Annotated in this window: 9 protein-coding genes and 3 pseudogenes; 11 read left to right on the forward strand and 1 reads right to left on the reverse strand. The window is 59.1% G+C overall.

The window, feature by feature from the left end; translation table 11 throughout:
* Positions 1-323 precede the first annotated feature (323 nt).
* From QA642_RS17005 to QA642_RS17055, 11 genes and pseudogenes are all read left to right on the forward strand, one after another.
* Positions 324-2,594: a glycosyl hydrolase family 65 protein gene (locus QA642_RS17005; protein WP_283085655.1), complete on the forward strand. Its 2,271-nt coding sequence runs from the start codon at positions 324-326 to the stop codon at positions 2,592-2,594.
* Positions 2,595-2,725: 131 nt separating this feature from the next.
* Positions 2,726-5,131 (forward strand): phosphoketolase family protein, encoded by a 2,406-nt coding sequence (locus tag QA642_RS17010; protein WP_349253850.1) that lies wholly within the window; start codon positions 2,726-2,728, stop codon positions 5,129-5,131.
* Positions 5,132-5,153: 22 nt separating this feature from the next.
* Positions 5,154-5,723 (forward strand): histidine phosphatase family protein, encoded by a 570-nt coding sequence (locus tag QA642_RS17015; RefSeq protein WP_283085657.1) that lies wholly within the window; start codon positions 5,154-5,156, stop codon positions 5,721-5,723.
* Positions 5,724-5,769: 46 nt separating this feature from the next.
* The gene (locus tag QA642_RS17020) at positions 5,770-6,525 is read left to right on the forward strand and encodes a beta-phosphoglucomutase family hydrolase (RefSeq protein ID WP_283085658.1); all 756 of its coding nucleotides are present in this window, start codon (positions 5,770-5,772) and stop codon (positions 6,523-6,525) included.
* A 33-nt stretch (positions 6,526-6,558) separates the two neighbouring features.
* Positions 6,559-8,940 (forward strand): glycosyl hydrolase family 65 protein, encoded by a 2,382-nt coding sequence (locus QA642_RS17025; RefSeq protein ID WP_283085659.1) that lies wholly within the window; start codon positions 6,559-6,561, stop codon positions 8,938-8,940.
* Positions 8,941-9,053: 113 nt separating this feature from the next.
* Positions 9,054-11,576: a glycogen/starch/alpha-glucan phosphorylase gene (locus QA642_RS17030; protein ID WP_283085660.1), complete on the forward strand. Its 2,523-nt coding sequence runs from the start codon at positions 9,054-9,056 to the stop codon at positions 11,574-11,576.
* An 8-nt stretch (positions 11,577-11,584) separates the two neighbouring features.
* A complete protein-coding gene (gene glgX / locus QA642_RS17035; RefSeq protein WP_283085661.1) occupies positions 11,585-13,798 on the forward strand; it encodes a glycogen debranching protein GlgX in 2,214 nt (737 codons plus the stop codon).
* A 937-nt stretch (positions 13,799-14,735) separates the two neighbouring features.
* Positions 14,736-15,983, forward strand: a complete 1,248-nt coding sequence (dinB, locus tag QA642_RS17040) for a DNA polymerase IV (protein WP_283085662.1) — start codon at positions 14,736-14,738, stop codon at positions 15,981-15,983.
* Positions 15,984-16,348: 365 nt separating this feature from the next.
* A pseudogene (locus tag QA642_RS17045) lies at positions 16,349-16,755 on the forward strand (SDR family oxidoreductase); the annotation flags it as partial.
* Between the two features lie 2 nt (positions 16,756-16,757).
* Positions 16,758-17,107 (forward strand): annotated as a pseudogene (locus QA642_RS17050) (Hsp20 family protein); the annotation flags it as partial.
* An 83-nt stretch (positions 17,108-17,190) separates the two neighbouring features.
* A pseudogene (locus QA642_RS17055) lies at positions 17,191-17,501 on the forward strand (hypothetical protein).
* A gap of 528 nt (positions 17,502-18,029) precedes the next feature.
* Here the strand turns inward: QA642_RS17055 and QA642_RS17060 are convergent.
* Positions 18,030-18,296, reverse strand: coding sequence for a hypothetical protein (locus QA642_RS17060; RefSeq protein WP_283085663.1), 267 nt, complete (start codon positions 18,294-18,296; stop codon positions 18,030-18,032).
* Positions 18,297-18,747 lie beyond the last annotated feature (451 nt).

The following is an 18,747-nucleotide window of genomic DNA, read 5'->3' on the forward strand; positions in this document are numbered from 1 at the left end:
ATCAAGCCCCACAACAACGCACCACGTAGCTGCGGGCACAACGGCCGGGTCTTGATCGCGACAGCTCCAACGCGCTTGGCCGTATACTGTTTCGATTCTTGTCGGTTCACTCAGCGGAATCGATGGGTCACTGCATAGACACAAGTATCAGAACACGTTGTTCGCACCAGGGTGATTGATCCATGTCAAACGCCCCCATGCTCCTTCATGAGAGCATTTAGCGTCTGCCGCACGCCATCTATCGAAGGACGCGGCGGAGGGGCCGAGAAAAACAGAACCGCGCCTCTCGAATCCATTGCGCTCCGCGACTGGAGTTGTCGATAATGGAAAGCTTGCTCGAACCGACTTCTGAGCTCACTTGGGTGCTGGCCGCGCAAGGTTACGATCCGCTTCGAGAACCGATCTATGAGTCTCGATTTTCGATCAGCAACGGCTTACTAGGACTGCGAGCCGGCCGCCCAGTCAGTCGTGGAGAGCGCTGGGTCGTTCCGCAGCGAGCTTACCTTGCTGGCCTATTCGACATACCCGGTCCCGAGCAGCCCATACCTGCACTTGTCCCCGCCCCAGGGTGGCAGCAGATCCGTATTATGCTTTCCGGCGGGCCCCTCGTTCGCCACCCTGCCGAGGCGATTTCACATCGCACGACACTCGATATGCGGCGGGGTGTGTTGCTTACCGGATGCCGCTTGATCGAGCACGCCGCCATAGCTGTGGGGGTGAGGACATTGCAGTTCCTCTCGCTCAGCGAGCGGGCAATCGGGCTTCAGGTAATCGAACTAAAAATCGAGGAAGGAGAGACTGAGGTCGCAGTAGAAGCCTCGTTCGAGGGCCTGGGCGTCTGGCTCAGGGCAGAGCGGGTTGAACAGGATCTCGGCGTGTGGCGGACCAAGTACTCGGGGAAACGCGTCGCAATGGCGGCTGCGTTGTCTTTGGAGATCGACGGTTCCGAGATTGTGCCAACGACGCCCGGGCCGTTCATGTGGTCCTGGCATTGGAAAACGTGTCCGGGCCAGACAGTTTGTGTTGCAGGGCTTACTGCTGTGACACGAAGCGATGCGGAAGATGCGGATCCTGGCCGCGTCGCATCGGAAAAGCTCGGCGCGGCCCGACAGGTCGGCTGGCGCAAGGTCGTCCAAAAACACGAGGCGGCTTGGTCGGATCGATGGCGCTGCAGCGATATCGAGGTTGAAGGCGACACGGCCGCCGAGCGGGCGTTGCGTTTCGCTGCCTATCATCTGAACAGCGCGGCTAATCCGGGTGATGACCGCGTTTCCATCGGAGCGCGCGGGCTCACAGGTGACGACTATCATGGGCATGTCTTCTGGGACACGGAAATCTACTTGCTGCCGTTCTATGTCTTCACCTGGCCCGAAGCGGCCCGCACGCTACTCAAGTATCGTTTCCGGACCATTGACGGCGCGCGACAGAAGGCGGCACAGATGGGATGGCGTGGCGCCATGTATGCTTGGGAATCTGCGGATACCGGCACTGAGGCCACGCCGGACCAGGTTGTCGATTCGGACGGCCACATTATCGATATCCTCTGCGGCAAGCAGGAACAGCACATCACGGCAGACGTTGCGTACGCCGTCTGGCAGTACTGGCAGGCAACGAAGGATGTAGACTTCCTTCTCGACGCAGGAGCTGAGATTCTCCTCGAGACGGGCCGGTTTTGGTCGAGCCGTGCTCAGCCGGAGAAGGACGGCTACTGCCACATCCGCAGTGTTATTGGACCGGATGAGTATCACGAGCATGTGGACGACAATGCGTACACGAATGTCATGGCACGCTGGAACATTCGACGGGCGCTTGAGGTGGCCGCGTTGTTGCGCGAACGCTGGCCGGACCGCTGGGCACGCCTGTCATACCGGCTTAAGTTGCAGGATGCCGAACTCGTGTTGTGGCGGAATGTCGCGGAGACGATGTTCACCGGCTGGAATTCTCAAACGGGACTATTCGAGCAGTTCGCCGGCTTCTTTGGCCTTGAGGAGATCGATCTTGCGGGCTACGCAGGCCGATCCGTGCCAATGGACGTAGTGCTTGGGCGGGAGCGAACGCAGCGCTGCAAAGTCGTCAAGCAGGCAGATGTCGTAGCGCTTCTCGGGCTGTTGCCGGAGGAATTCCAATTCGACAGCGGAATGACGAACTTCCGCTACTACGAGCCGCGCTGCGGTCACGGCAGTTCCCTCAGCGGCGCGATGCATGGCATGGTCGCAGCTCGGCTGGGGGACTCGGATTTGGCGCTGCGGTATTTCCAGCAGGCGGTGGCGATCGATCTGGCAGATAACCACACGACGATTGCTGGGGGGCTGCATATGGCGGCTCTCGGCGGCACGTGGCTTACGGCGGTTTTTGGCTTTGCAGGGCTGTCATTGCAGAACGACGGCATCGCCTTCACTCCAAGGCTGCCGGCAAGTTGGAGAACGCTGAAATTTGCAATTTGCTGGCGTGGTCGCCGTCTCAGAATCTGCGTCGATGGCGCTGAGCAGCTTTTCCATGCGACCCTGGAAGCCGGTGACGCAATGGCCGTTCACGTGAACGGCGGCCGCGAAGAGATCCGATGTGGGCGGGAAATGGTGTGTCCCTTCACATGAGGGGCATTTGATTTGTTAGTCCGAGTTCACCGAGCGAAGGTCAAGTGGGTGCCGCGAGCGGCACCAGGATTTGATAGGGTCCATAGCCCGCGTCACCTGCCGCTAGTTCAATGACACGTGAGGAGGAGATAATGGCAACCGCACTGTCCGATCACGAGCGGGCGTTAACTGATGCGTATTGGCGGGCGGCCAACTATCTCTCCGTCGGCCAGATCTATCTCTATGACAATCCGCTGCTCAGGGAACCGCTCACAAAGGACCACATCAAGCCGCGGCTTCTCGGCCATTGGGGAACAACGCCGGGCTTGAATTTCATCTACGTTCACCTGAACCGGGTGATCAAGCAACGCGATCTCGACATGATCTACATTACGGGGCCCGGACATGGCGGTCCTGGTCTGGTCGCGAACGCCTACCTCGAGGGGACCTATAGCGAGGTCTATCCGAATATTTCTCTTGATGAGCAAGGCATGAAGCGCCTGTTCACTCAATTTTCGTTCCCGGGCGGCATTCCCAGCCATGTCGCGCCGGAGACGCCAGGTTCAATTCACGAAGGTGGTGAGCTCGGCTATTCCCTTTCGCACGCCTATGGAGCCGCTTTCGATAATCCTGATTTGATCGTGGCCTGTGTTGTAGGCGATGGCGAGGCGGAGACTGGACCTCTGGCAACAAGCTGGCATTCCAATAAGCTCCTGGATCCGGCAGTCGACGGCGCAGTTCTGCCGATTCTCCATCTGAACGGCTACAAGATTGCCAATCCCTGCATTCTCGCCCGTATCAGCCACGACGAGCTGGATCAGTTGTTCCGCGGCTACGGCTATACTCCATATTTCGTCGAGGGGGACGAACCGGGAAAAATGCATGAGCTTATGGCCGCCACTCTGGACAAGGTCGTCGGCGAAATTCAGCACATCAATTCGGATGCACGTCAAAAGGGTTTCAGCGGTCGCCCGCGCTGGCCGATGATCGTGCTTCGCACTCCGAAGGGCTGGACGTGCCCGAAAGAAATCGATGGGAAGCGGACAGAGGACTATTGGCGCTCGCACCAAGTGCCCATGGGAGAGATGCACGAGAACGCTGCACACGTGCGCATTCTCGAACAGTGGATGAAGAGCTACCGGCCTGCGGAGCTCTTCGACGACAGCGGCCGGCTCCGGCCCGAATTGGCCGATCTTCCTCCTAAGGGCAACCGACGCATGAGCGCCAATCCGCATACCAACGGCGGTTTGCTCCTGCGCGAACTGCGGTTGCCGAATTTCCGCGACTACGCTGTTGAGCTCACCGCGCCGGGCGCCGTCATGGCCGAATCCACGCGAGTCATGGGCCGATTTCTACGCGACGTGATGAAGCTGAACATGGGGCAAGGCAATTTCAGGCTGTTCAGTCCCGACGAAAACAACTCGAACCGCTGGCAGGACGTGCTCGAGGTCACGAATCGGGCCTGGGTCGCGGATGTTCATCCCTGGGACGATCACCTCGCGCCCGGTGGGCGGATAATGGAGATGCTCAGCGAACATCAATGCCAGGGATGGCTCGAGGGCTATCTCCTCACCGGCCGTCACGGCTTCTTCTCCTGCTACGAGGCGTTCATTCACATCGTTGATTCGATGTTGAACCAGCATGCCAAATGGCTGAAGGTGTGCAATCACATTCCCTGGCGGCGGCCGATCGGCTCGCTGAACTACCTGTTGTCAAGCCATGTCTGGCGCCAGGATCACAACGGCTTTAGCCACCAGGACCCCGGATTCATCGACCATGTCGTGAATAAGAAAGCCGAGGTCATCCGCGTCTATCTGCCGCCTGACGCCAACTGCCTGCTGTCGGTGACCGACCATTGCCTTCGTAGCCGCAACTACATCAACGTCGTTGTTGCGGGCAAGCAGCCTGCTCCCCAATGGCTAACCATGGACCAGGCAGTCAAGCACTGCCAGGCAGGCCTCGGCATCTGGGAGTGGGCCAGCAACGACCAAGGCGGTGAGCCCGACGTTGTGATGGCCTGCTGCGGTGATGTACCAACGCTAGAGACCCTTGCCGCTGTTGACCTTCTTAGGAGGCATGCGCCCGAGCTGAAGGTGCGGGTCATCAATGTCGTCAATTTGATGAAGCTCCAGCCATCGACCGAACACCCGCACGGCTTATCGGATCTCGATTTTGACGCCCTTTTCACCACCGATAAGCCGATCATCTTTGCGTTCCACGGGTATCCATGGTTGATCCACCGGCTGACCTATCGACGCACGAATCACCACAACATCCACGTGCGCGGCTATAAGGAAGAAGGTACCACCACGACACCGTTCGACATGTGCGTGTTGAACGATCTCGATCGCTTTCACCTCGTGGGCGATGTTATCGACCGCGTCCCGAAGCTTGGCCCGCGGGCCGCTTACGCAAAGCAGGCGATCCGCGATAAGCTTATTGACCACAAGGAGTACATCGCCCGATACGGCGACGATATGCCCGAGATCACCGGCTGGAGTTGGGGGCGGGAGGCGTCACCCTCAGCGGTTGGTTCGACGGCGGCCGACAACGCGTGAAGCTGCTGGACGGGAGGCGAACGTGGACTTGTTCGCGATCCGGCACGGGGAGACAGCGTGGAGTGTCAGTGGTCAGCACACTGGTACGACAGACATTCCATTGACTGAGAGTGGCCGTCTGCATGCGGAGCGGCTGCGGTCTGTGCTCGCCGCCAAGGCATTTGAGCTTGTTCTCTGCAGCCCAACGCACCGGGCACGAGAGACTTGCGAACTGGCAGGCTTGGGCGATAAGGCCGTGATCGACCCCGACCTTCTCGAGTGGAATTATGGCGAGTACGAGGGACTGACACCCAAGCAAATCCAGGAGATCGCGCCGGGGTGGTTGATCTTTCGGGATGGGTGTCCGGGTGGCGAGACACCAGCGCACATCGGCGCGAGAGTGGACCGGGTGATCGCACGGTCGCGCGCTGTCCGCGGCGATACCGTGCTGTTTGCGCATGGACATGTGCTGCGAGTGTTCGTGGCGCGTTGGATCGGGTTGCCCCCAGGCGGCGGTCAACACTTTCTGCTGAATACGGGCACCCTGTGTGTGCTGAGCTATTACCGCGGAATACCGGCTGTACGGATCTGGAACGGGCCTCTCCCCGATTAGATCGCAGCGATAATGCTCGAGTTCTTGGACAATAGGAGAGCAATTTATGCGGCAGCCAAAGAGCAAGTGCGTCAATCGTGATCAATACGGCGCGATCCTCTTTGATCTTGACGGCGTAATCACGAACACCGCAGATCTCCACGCCAGATGTTGGAAACAGATGTTCGATGAATACCTTCAGAAGCGTGCGAGTGAGCGACGGGAAGCATTTCACCCCTTCGATCTCGCCGCGGACTATCAGCTCTACGTGGATGGGAAGCCACGTTACGACGGTGTTCGTGACTTCTTGAGATCACGCGGTATCCAACTCCCCGAGGGAAACCTTCATGACCCTGGGGACGTTGAAACCGTGCACGGACTAGGGAATCGCAAAGACCAGATGGTGAACCGCATCATCGACGAGGTGGGAGTGGAGGCCTACACTGGAACTGTGCGATTCATTCAGCAACTCCGTCGGGATGGATTCAAGCTTGCCGTCGTCACTTCCAGTCAACACTGCGATGCCGTCCTCAGGGCCGCAAAACTGGACCAGTTCTTTGAGGTGCGGGTCGACGGCAATGTGATCGAAAACGAGCGCCTCGCAGGGAAACCGGCTCCGGACACGTTCTTGGCGGCGGCAAGACTTCTCGGGGTTGAGCCCAAACGAACGGTTGTCATCGAGGATGCCCTTTCCGGGGTGGAAGCCGGCTCGAATGGCAAGTTCGGGCTGGTTGTTGGTGTCGCGCGCAAGGGGAATGCCGAGGAGTTGAAGCGTCATGGCGCGCATCTGGTAGTCGAGGATTTGGGCGAATTGGTCGACTGACCAACGCTTCGCGCTGTCGCAGGAGGCACGACGATGCTGCATCATGAACGCCTCAGGCCGCCATCTCGCGATTATCCGGCCGACGAGTGGAACGTCATCGAAAAGGCATTTCACCCTGAATTTTTGGCGCAATCGGAAACGATGCTGGCGCTCGGCAACGGGTATCTCGGCATGCGCGGGTGCCCGGAGGAAGGCGGCCCCTGCGCCGAGAATGGCACTTTCATCAACGGGTTCTATGAAACGCGCCCGATCTTGTACGGAGAAGACGCTTATGGCTTCGCGAGAACCGGCCAGACGATCTGCAACGTGACCGACAGCAAGATCATCAAGCTCTTCGTGGATGACGAGCCCTTCTGGTTGCCTAACGCTCATCTTCTTAACTACGACCGGCGGCTCAACATGAAGCTCGGTACACTCGATCGGGAGATCCTCTGGGAAACTCCCGCCGGCAAACAGGTATTGATCACATCCCGCCGTTTGGTCTCTTTCCCCAATAAGCACGTGGCCGCCATCTCCTACTGTGTGACGCTCCTCAATGCGCAGGCCTTTGTTGTGATCTCTTCGGAAATGGCGGCAAACGGAACCGGTCTCCGCGACGGCGGGGGTGATCCGCGGCTGGCGAGAGCCTTCTTGGGCCAGGTGCTTCATCCACGAGCCAGCTATTGTCGAGACCGGCGCATCGTGCTGTGTCACGCGACCGAAAAGAGCCACTTCATTCTGACGTGTGCGACTGACAATGCGCTGGAGAGCTCTTGCTCGCACTCCTACAAGGTTAAGCAAACCGCCGACCTCGGCCAAGTTATCTTCACAATCGAGGCGCAGCCCGGCTGTCAAATCCGATTCACCAAGTACATGGTGTATCACACCTCGCAGACGGCTTCGGCCGAAGAGCTCTGCGGCCGTGCTGAATGGACATTGGATCGCGTAGTGGCCCGTGGATTCGAGTCGCTGCTCGCCGCTCAACAGCAGTACATGGACGATTTCTGGGGTCGAAGCGATGTCCGTGTCAACGACATTAGGGAGGACCGAATAAAGCGCAGCACAATCGAGATCCAACAAGCGATCCGCTTCAACCTATTTCACGTGCTGCAGGCCTCAGCCCGCGCTGAAGAGACAGGCGTGCCGGCGAAAGGCCTCACGGGACAGGCCTATGAGGGGCACTACTTTTGGGACACCGAGATCTATCTGCTGCCGTTTTTGATCTACACGTTCCCTCGGATCGCTAGAAACCTGCTGGCCTTTCGATACAAGATTCTGCCGCAGGCGCGCGCGCGCGCCAAGGAACTGGGTCATAGAGGAGCCATGTTCCCTTGGCGCACCATTAGCGGAGAAGAAGCATCCGCATATTACGCCGCTGGAACGGCGCAGTACCACATCAACGCGGATATCATGTACGCGCTGCGTAAATATGTGCAGGTGACCGGCGATGACGCTTTCCTGCAAAGTTTCGGTGCCGAAATGCTCGTCGAAACGGCACGGCTGTGGGCGGACCTGGGGTTCTACTCAGGCGCAAAAGGAGAGAAGTTCTGCATCAACGGCGTCACCGGGCCCGATGAATACAACGCGGTCGTGAATAACAACGCCTATACGAACTTGATGGCTCGTGAAAATCTGCGCTACGCCGCCGAGGTTGTCGAGTCCTTGCAGGCGACGGAACCGGATGCCTACAGCGCGCTCGTACAAAAGACGGCTCTCGAGCCCTCAGAGGTGAAAGCATGGACGCGCGCCGCAGAGAATATGTACGTGCCCTATGACGAGAAGCTGAAGATCATCCCGCAGGATGACCACTTCCTGGACAAGGAGCCCTGGGATTTCCGGAACACACCGGCCGACCGTTATCCGCTGCTGCTGTTTTACCATCCGCTGGACATTTACCGGAAGCAGGTGATCAAGCAGGCGGACGTGGTTTTGGCCATGTTCCTGTTGGGCGATGCGTTTTCTCCAGAGACGAAGAAGCGAAACTTCGATTTCTACGATCCGTTGACCACGGGCGACTCATCGCTTTCGTCATGCGTCGAGGCCATCATCGCCGCACAGATCGGCGACATTGATAAAGCCATTCGTTACGGGATGGCGGCACTGCTCATGGACTTAGCGGACGTGGGCGGCAACGTGAACGATGGCTGTCATATCGCCTCCATGGGCGGCACGTGGATGATGCTCACCTATGGGCTCGGTGGTATGCGGGATCATGACGGCACGTTGTCGTTCTGGCCACGTCGCGCGCCCGAGGACAATGCTGTCCTTCGATTTCCCATAACCTACCGCGGCCAACTGCTGGAGGTAGAAATCGGTCTCGAGAAAGTCGAGTACAAATTGCGTGGGGGCGAGCGCCTCGTGATCCGCCATGAGACGGAACAACTTGAGCTGACTCGGGAAAATCCGCTAGCGGTGCGAGCAGTCAGCAGGAAATGAGGATCGGGTCATGCTGGTCGAGTGGCCTCGCAGGCATCCCGTAGACGAAAGCGCAAATCCGCAGGCGCCAAGTGCGCGTCATCGATGGGCCAAGCACGTGAGGGGGAGGACGCATGGGGCCTGCAATTGGGGGTGATGGCCAAGCCAGCGCGCGCAGCCGGATGGCTCTCTCGAACGTTCGCACCGGCCTCGCACCGGATGCGATCGCCGTGGCCCTGATCGAGAACCTACACTGCCTTCAAGGAAAACGGCCACGGGACGCGACGCCCAACGACTGGTACATGGCGCTCGCCTACACCGTTCGCGACCGCATGATGGAGCGCTATGTCGCCACCGTGGGTTCGATCGCCGAAGAGACTACAGACGTAAAGGCGGTTGCGTATCTTTCGGCGGAGTTCCTGACCGGGCCGCATCTGGGCAACGGCCTGATCAGTCTCGGGATCTGGGACGCCGTGGAGGAGGCGCTCTCTCGAGTGGGACAAGATCTGTCGGGTCTCCTTGAGCAGGAGGAGGAGCCCGGGTTGGGTAATGGCGGTCTCGGCCGCCTGGCGGCGTGCTATATGGACTCCCTGGCGAGGCTGAACGTTCCTGCGATCGGCTACGGCATCCGCTATGAGTTCGGTATTTTCGATCAGTCGATTCGCGACGGCTGGCAGGTCGAGGTCACGGACAAGTGGCTGCGCTTCGGCAATCCCTGGGAAATGGTGCGTTCGGAGATCGCGTTCGATGTGAAGTTCGGAGGGCGCACGGAGCCGTACCACAACGCAGCGGGCCGATATTGCGTGCGCTGGCTGCCCGAGAAGGTGATCAAGGGCGTCGCCTACGATACCCCCATCCCGGGTTACCGTGTGCCTACCACCAACCTCTTGCGCCTTTGGAAGGCCGAAGCCGTCGAATCGTTCGATTTCGAAGCGTTCAACGTCGGCGACTACTACCGCGCCGTGGACGAGAAGGTCCTATCGGAAACCATCTCGAAAGTGCTTTATCCCAACGACGAGCCGGAATCGGGCAAGCAACTGCGGCTGGCACAGCAGTACTTTTTCGTATCCTGCTCGCTACAGGACATGGTCCGATTGCTGCTAATGCGCGGCAAGCCGCTCGACGAGCTCCACTCGTACTGGGCCGCGCAGTTGAACGATACGCATCCCTCGATTGCTGTCGCCGAGTTGATGCGATTGCTCGTGGATGAGCACGCGATGGAATGGGATCAGGCTTGGGCCATCACGCAGCAGACCTGCGCCTACACCAACCACACGCTGCTCCCCGAAGCGTTGGAGCGGTGGCCGCTGCCGTTGTTTGCCAGGCTGCTTCCGCGCCATCTGGATATCATTTATGAGATCAATCGTCGCTTCCTCGACGAGCTTCGCCTACGCTGTCCGAACGAGGAGCAACTCCTTCGTCGGCTTTCGTTGATCGACGAAGCGGGGGACAAATATGTACGCATGGCGCATCTTGCGAGCTTGGGGAGCCATGCTATCAACGGGGTGGCTGTCCTGCACAGCGAGCTTTTGAAGCGAACGGTGCTCCGCGATTTCCACCTGGTCTCGCCGGAGAAATTTCTCAACGTGACGAACGGGGTCACGCCGCGGCGCTGGATCGCCCTGAGCAATCCGAAACTGTGCACGCTCATCACACGGCACATCGGTGATCGATGGTTAGCGAACCTGGAAGACGAACTCCGGCGCCTCGAGCCGCTGGCCGACGAGCTCGAGTTTCAGAGGGACTGGCAAGCCGTCAAGGTCGATAACAAACGGGTTCTGGCCCGCCTCATCAAGGATCGCACGGGCGTCATCGTGGATCCGCACTCGCTGTTCGACGTTCAGGCGAAGCGGCTGCACGAATACAAGCGCCAGCACTTGAACGTTTTGTACCTTGTCACACTCTATAACAGGCTCAGGCATGCCGGTGGCGCGGTCACACCCCGAACGGTCATCTTCAGCGGCAAGGCCGCGCCAGCGTACCGTATGGCCAAGCTGATCATCAAATTGGTCAATTCCGTCGCGGCCGTCGTCAATCGCGATCCGGTCGTCTCTCAAGCTCTCAAAGTGGTGTTCCTGCCCGACTTCAACGTCAAGAACGGCCAGCGCATCTATCCCGCTGCCGATCTATCGGAACAAATCTCCACGGCCGGAAAGGAGGCATCAGGCACGGGCAACATGAAATTCGCCATGAATGGGGCAATCACAATAGGCACGTTGGATGGCGCCAATATAGAGATCCGCGACGCGGTCGGCCAAGAGAATTTCTTCCTGTTCGGTCTGTCGGCTGCGGAGGTTGAACTATTAAAGGCAGAGGGTTACACGCCGCGCAGCATCTACGAATCGAATCCGGAGCTGCGCGAGGCGATCGACCTTATCAGGTCCGGATTCTTCTCGAACGGCGATCGTGAGCTCTTCCACCCGCTCGTCGATTCACTGCTTACCTACGACGAGTACATGCTCCTGGCGGATTATCAGGCCTATGTGGACTGCCAAGAGCGCGTCAGCAACGCGTACTCCGATCCGAACGCCTGGACGCGCATGTCAATTCTCAACACCGCGCGGGTCGGTCACTTCTCGTCCGACCGCTCCATCCGGGAATATTGTCGCCACATCTGGAAGGTCACGCCGATCGTTTCTGACGAAAGAGAATCATGATGCGAACCATGAGCACCCGCCATGTCACATCGGGTGAGAGCGCTCCTCTGGGGGCGACGGTCCTGCCGGGGGGCGTCAATTTCAGCGTGTTCTCCAAGCATGCGGTTCTGATCGAGCTCCTGCTGTTCGATGGCGAGCATGCCACCTTGCCCACAAGGATCATCCCTCTCGATCCGGATAAACATCGCACGTATCACTACTGGCATGCGTTTGTGCCGGACCTCCAGCCGGGTCAGGTCTACGCGTATCGCGCCCACGGGGCCTACGATCCGGAACGCGGACTTTGGTTTGATCCCGAGAAGGTGCTCCTCGACCCTTACGGGCTTGCCGTAGCCGTCCCCGGGGCATACGACCGCTGGGCTGCAGCGCGCCCCGGCGACAACGTCGCCGTGGCGATGAAAAGCGTGGTCGCCGGTCTCGATCGGTACGATTGGGAAGGCGATACACCGCTCCAGCGGCCGTTCGCCGAGACCGTGATCTACGAGCTGCATGTGGGCGGCTTTACGTGCCATCCGACCTCCGGTGTCGCGATCGACAAGCGCGGTACATACGCCGGACTGGTCGAAAAGATTCCGTACCTCAAGGATCTGGGCGTCACAGCAGTGGAGCTGTTGCCGGTGTTCCAGTTCGACATGCAGGACGGCCCGCCAGGAAAGCCAAACTACTGGGGGTATTCGCCCGTTTCGTTCTTCGCGCCACATCAGGCGTACAGCTCACAAAGGAACGTGCTCGCCGTCCTCGACGAATTTCGCGACATGATCAAAGCATTCCACCGGGCTGGCCTTGAGGTCATCCTGGATGTTGTATTCAATCACACAGCCGAAGGCGGCTCTTCGGGGCCGACCTTGTGCTATCGGGGTCTGGCGAACGACGTGTATTACATCCTTGAGAGGGGTAGATCTCGTTATGCTGACTACACCGGCTGCGGCAACACGCTGAATGCCAACCAGTCAATCGTGCGCCGACTGATTCAGGATAGTCTGCGTTACTGGGTCTCTCAGATGCATGTGGACGGGTTCCGATTCGATCTTGCCTCGATCCTATCGCGCGACGAGGACGGCCGACTGTTGCCGAACCCGCCCGTTCTCTGGGATATTGAATCTGATCCGCTGCTGGCCGGCACCAAGCTAATTGCAGAGGCATGGGATGCCGCCGGGATCTATCAGGTGGGAAGCTTTATCGGGGATCGATGGCAGGAATGGAATGGCCGGTTCCGCGACGACGTGCGGCGTTTCCTGAAGGGCGACAACGGCTCGGTCTCTGCCGTGGCCGCACGGATCCTGGGTAGCCCCGACATATACGGGCACAAGGAGCGCGAGCCCGAGCAAAGCGTCAATTTCGTGACTTGCCATGACGGGTTCACGCTCAACGATCTCGTCTCGTACAACGACAAGCACAACGAAGCCAACGGCGAAAACAACCGCGATGGCTCCGATGGCAATTTGAGCTGGAACTGTGGCGTCGAGGGGCCAACCGATGACTCAACAGTCGAGGCGGTGCGCAACCGCCAAGTCAAGAATTTCTTCACGCTAGAGCTGCTATCGGCCGGGACGCCGATGCTGCTCATGGGCGACGAGGTGCGCCGAACCCAGAGGGGCAACAATAACGCTTACTGCCAAGACTCTGAAATCAGCTGGTTCGATTGGAGTTTACTGGAGCGGCATGCCGATATTCATCGATTCGTAAAAGGCCTCATCAGGTTTCACCAGCTTCGTGATGTTCTGGCGGAAGAGGCTTCGCTCAGCCTCAATCAATTGCTTCGACGGGCGCACATCGAATGGCACGGGGTCGCACTCAAGTGCCCGGACTGGAGCGATCACTCGCACTCGCTTGCCTTCACGGGCGTTGTCGATGCAGTCCTCGACCGCCAGTTCCGCACCCACGGCCGAGGCAGCTCGCCAGTCCTGGACGTAAGAGCAGGACAGCAAAGTCAAAAAGGTAACTTTCGCGACCTGCGAAGGTTGCGCGGCCGATTTCTGCTCCACGGGATACTCAACGCCTATTGGGAACCGCTGACCTTCGATTTGCCTCCAGTGTCCGCCGAGCATCGGCAAGGGTGGCGACGCTGCATTGATACTTCACGCGACTCACCCGATGATATCTGCCCATGGGAGCGCGCACCCGTCATAAGCCATGCGACATATGAAGCACAGCCGCGCTCGATGGTGCTCCTCGTAACGACACTCGAAACATCGCCGGAAACGGTCCCTGAATCGGAATAGATACGAATCGAGATAGCTCCGTACGACGGAGACGCGACACCGTCACGACCCAAATCGGTCGCCGACGGCACTGATTGCCATCGATCTTGGCGCGTCACCCTCGCGGGCTTCCGATCCGCGTCTGCGCTGGTTCGGATGCACGCTGGACGATCGTGTGATCATGGACGATTTTCGCCGATCCGAATTGGCGCTCGTCTATCATCTTGCGAGCGTACTCGTGCTGGGATCGATCCGGCGCCAAGTCGACACTGCACTCTGCCGGGGAGCAAGCCCTCGGCTAGGAGAGGTGCTTCGTTATTTGGAAGAGAGGTGCTTCGTTATTTGGAAATGCCTGCTAGGCAATCGATATGACTAGAGGCGAATTGGCCCATTTTTCAAAACGCCCCTTGAAATCGTTGAATGATCAAACTGATTTTGATTCCGCTATTCGAATGTTGGATCCGTCGCGGCCGATACGACTCAAATCGCTGAGTTCGTTGAAAACAATGCTCCGCTGAACGCAAAGTCCAGGCGCGCATTTGGAAAGCTGCAGGGTCCGTCACGGTGCCTCCCATGGCTGAAACCTAGAACCGCGGACTTTGCGGTGGGAGCTTTCTGTTTCGTACGTACTTGAAGATGTCTAGATATTCAAGGCGTTGAGCTCCGTCCTCTGTCCAACCGAGGTCCATCAGCGTTTGGCGAGCTTCGGCTAGACCGCAGCGCAATCCTTCAGCTTCGTCACATTCGTCGTCCATGTGTAGGATGAACCTAACGCCGGCCACGAATGGCTCAGTGCACGTTCGCCTATCACTCCTCTTCGGTTTACTGGGGGCGATTGGCCATGTCCTTCGTCGAGGCTGATACCGATCAATCTACAGATAGGCTTGACACTCGCTGCCCGTGTTCTCATTATGTTCTGGGTTGAGAAGTTTCCTCGAACATCACGAGCGAACGTCGGATGGCAACGACAGCCACCATCCTTCATGCGGATCTCGATGCCTTCTATGCTTCGGTAGAGCAGCTGCTTGATCCCTCCTTGCGCGGCAGACCCGTCGCCGTCGGTGGTGGAGTTGTGCTTGCCGCTTCCTACGAAGCCAGGGTCTTCGGGGTCCACGCAGGGATGCCCGGACGGCGAGCACGGGAACTCTGTCCGCAACTCATTTTTGTGAGCGGGCATTTCAAGGAATACCAACGGCTGGGCGACGCAGCCGTCAAGGTGATCGGCGATTTCACACCTCTCGTGGAGCGGATTTCCATCGACGAGGCCTTCGCCGACGTTGCTGGCTGTACCCATCTCTTCGGTCCACCGGACGATATTGCGAGGACAATCCGCCAACGCGTGCGGGCTGAGCTCGGCCTTCCGATTTCAGTCGGCCTAGCTCGCACCAACCATCTCGCAAAGATTGCGTCGCAAGTCGCCAAGCCCGATGGTCTTGTGATTGTCGATCCGGACACCGAGCTGCAATTCCTTCACCATTTGCCCGTCGAACTGATGTGGGGAGTGGGCCCGGTCACGAAGGCGCGGCTGGCCGAGATCCGCGTGCTGACGATCGGGCAGTTGGCGACGACACCGGGATGGTCGCTCGAGCAGCTGCTCGGTCCCGCTGCGGGCGAGAAACTTGCAGCATTGGCGTGGAATCGTGATCCACGGGAAATCAAGCCTCACCGCCGAGCCCGCTCGGTAGGAGCGCAATCGGCGATCGGCAGGAAGCCCGCCAAAGAGCAATTTTTTCGACCGACTCTGCTTCATCTTGCGGATCGAATCGGCACCCGGCTCCGAGCCAAGGCAAGACCGGGTCGAACCGTGACGGTCCGAGTTCGCTTCGCCAATCTGAACTCCGCTTCCCGCTCGATAACGCTCGACGCGCCGATCTCGACAACAGTGATCCTTGCCGAACTCGCGGAGGACCTCGTGCGCGCCGTCCTCGCAGATCACCCTGACGAGAGGACTATTTCGCTTCTCGCGATCTCTGTGTCGCACCTTGAGGAGGGCTGGGATCTACAGCTAGACTTTCCGCTTGGGCTTCACGATGAGCCCCGTCGCCCCGGCAGCAAAATAGGCCTGGCACGTTGGGCGGCCGACCGTGCCGTCGATAAGATCCGCGATCGTTTTGGATCGGATGCAATTGGCTATGGCTCGGTGGCGCTAGGCATCTCTCGGTCGGTTCCTGACGAGTTTCGCGTACTCGCCGAAAAGGACCTGTGACTGTCATCGGTCCATGGGAAAGGCCGCAGCATCGTGCGTCAGCGCACTGGCACGAGAACACCGCAACGAAATCGCAACGAATTGGGTGAAACGACCGTGAAAAAAACGTGGCGGTAGCGCATGCTACAACAAGAAAGATCAACAGCTTAGAAGATGCTCACTGCGTTCGGGACGCAGGACATCCCTCAGTCAGATCGCAACTTGGACCGAATGTCGGTATCGGTGGTTGCCCTCCCGCAACCACCGGTTCTTGCGATATCGGCGCAGGGATCCGGAATGGTCTCCTTTAGGTGACTCAAGCAAGCGCGCCTCCCTTGATCGGCATCACCTTCTTGGGATCGAGCCAGTAGTCGATCCGATCAGCCCAAGCGGTCGCAAGTGCCTATGCCCGCGAGGGGGCGGACATCGTCATCGCGTATCTTAACGAAGATGAGGATGCGGCCGAGGTCAAGGCGCTGGTCGAGCGGGAAGGGCGCAAGGCTGTCCTGATTGCCGGCGACATCAGCAATCCCGATCATTGCCGCTCCATCGTCCATCGCGCGGTCGAGGACCTCGGGGGAATCGACATCCTCGTCAACAACGCGGCCCATCAGGCGACGTTCGAGGACATCCAAGACATCAGCGACGAGGAATGGCAACGAACCTTCGAAGTGAACATCCACGCCATGTTCTATTTGGCCAAGGCTGCCGTCCCGCCCACGGGGCCGGGGGGGGCGATCTGAATACGGCTTCCGTGAACTCGGACATGCCGAACCCGAGCCTGCTCGCCTATCTCCCTACAACATCGAGCGTCTCGACGAGAACAGCTTCCAGATCTCGGTAGCGCTCGCCGGCTTCAGCCCGGCCGAGGTCGTCCTGACGCTCGAGCAGAACGTCTTGACGCTAAAAGGCCACAAGAGCGAGAAGGAGGGCAAGACCTTCCTGCATCGCGGCATCTCGGCCCGCAACTTCAAGCGGCAGTTCATCCTCGCCGACCACGTCGAGCTCAGGGCGCCAGTTTCGAGAACGGCTTGCTTGTCATCGACCTGCAGCGGGAAATCCCCGAGGCGATGAAGCCGCGCCGCATTGCGATCAACGGCGCCGTGCCCAGCAACGTCACGCAGATCGAATCCAAGGCCGCCTGAGGCCATCCTGCAGAACAGTGACCAAGCCGCGCGGTTCTTTCTGCGCCGCTATCCCTCAACTCGTCTTGGAAAAGGAGGAAGCCATGCGGCCGACGACCGCTCGTCACGACAAAGTTGTCGATCTCAATGTCATCATCCATCACGGTACGGTTTTCGGGCATCCCCGGGACGTGGTCTCCGATCCTTCTCTCAGCGTGTCCGAGAAACGCGCCATCCTGGCGTCGTGGGCAACGGACGCTTCTGCGATCGCATCGTTCCGTCACTGCGATCCCCCGAGGGGCCGAAGGCGCCGGTCACTATCGACGAGATTTTGGAGGCGCTTTGCGCGCTGGACGAAGGCACACGGAACCCTCCCAGGGGCAAGCCGATGCGGATGCGGCCGTCCATAAACTGACATCGTCCAAAGTGAGCAATTGCGGACTGGTAGCGTGTACCGCCGACATAAAACCGCCGCCGGCTCCCAGGTCGGCGGGTTCTTCACTCGAACTCTGCCCCTCCATCGCCCATGGCCGACGCGGCCCGAGAAAGCTTGCACCGTCCTATTAGAGCCGGCGAGGCCACCATTGACGTCCGCGACAGACCAAATCAACCGAGTGGATAATCTGCCCCTCAAACGTGACGACGAAAGCTCGATAAGTTCTTATCGGGCTCCGCTACAGGTTTTTCCGAAAAGTAAGGCCCGATTGCCGGCCAAATTCATTTGAATATGGCGGCATCCGGCTGGGGGCCGGTGCCCTCCGGCCAGCTCGGCCGGCGAGCTCTCATGTTGATGTGCAACCTTAGATTCCTGGCCAAAACCAGCCGCGCATGCGAAGCTGGCAGATATTTAGCGTTTCGGAGGGAAGCCGATGCGCCTCGTTTTGCCTTACCTTGGAATTGGCTTGTGCGCCTCGCTGGCCGCGTGGATGTCGCTAATGCTGCTCTACTGACGCAGCAGGCCTTCACCTGACGGTAGCATCCGAACGTAAGTCCCGCTCTCATGAAGTTCGAGCCAGCCGCGCTCGATTGCGAACTTGAGGCCGGCACCGAACTCGGGCCCGCTGGCCTTCAGCGTGAACAGAAACGGTGCGTTGATCTTCTCGATATGGATCCGGCCGTCCTGGACTGGCTCAATCTGGCCAGCGAGCTCGAGGAGCTTGCGCGCGGCGGCTTCGGGGTCAGCGAAGGGACGTTCTCCGGTCGTTTTCAATTCAGCGCTCCCCGGCATCAGATAGACGGTGGGTTAGTGGCGGATGTCTTGGTGCCCCACAAGGCAATGCATGGCTCCGGTCAACGACCGTTCTCTCGCTCGAAGACTCAACGTCGAAGGCCGCAGCGATTGAGTACGCTGCGGCCCCCCCGTTTCAAAATCGTGGGCTGAAAGATCTAGATGGAGTATGCAGCCAACCTAGGTGTCGCAACCTGAGCACCGCAATTGAGGAACTAAGCGAATCTTGGCCCCTGGGTTCCTTCGATTGCCCACTTGCACGACAACAGCGCTTAACCAGACCGCCCGTCACGGCGATAGAATTTTTCGTCACCCTCTTGAAACTTCTTCGGTCGTGGCGGATTTTTTGATCGCCGCAGACATAGTGGCCGGGGCGCCTTCGGGGCCCCGCAATCAAGGCGGGCGCCGGAAGGTGTCCGGGGCCAGCTCGTAC

The sequence above is a fragment of the Bradyrhizobium sp. CB2312 genome, from assembly GCF_029714425.1.
Lineage (GTDB): Bacteria > Pseudomonadota > Alphaproteobacteria > Rhizobiales > Xanthobacteraceae > Bradyrhizobium.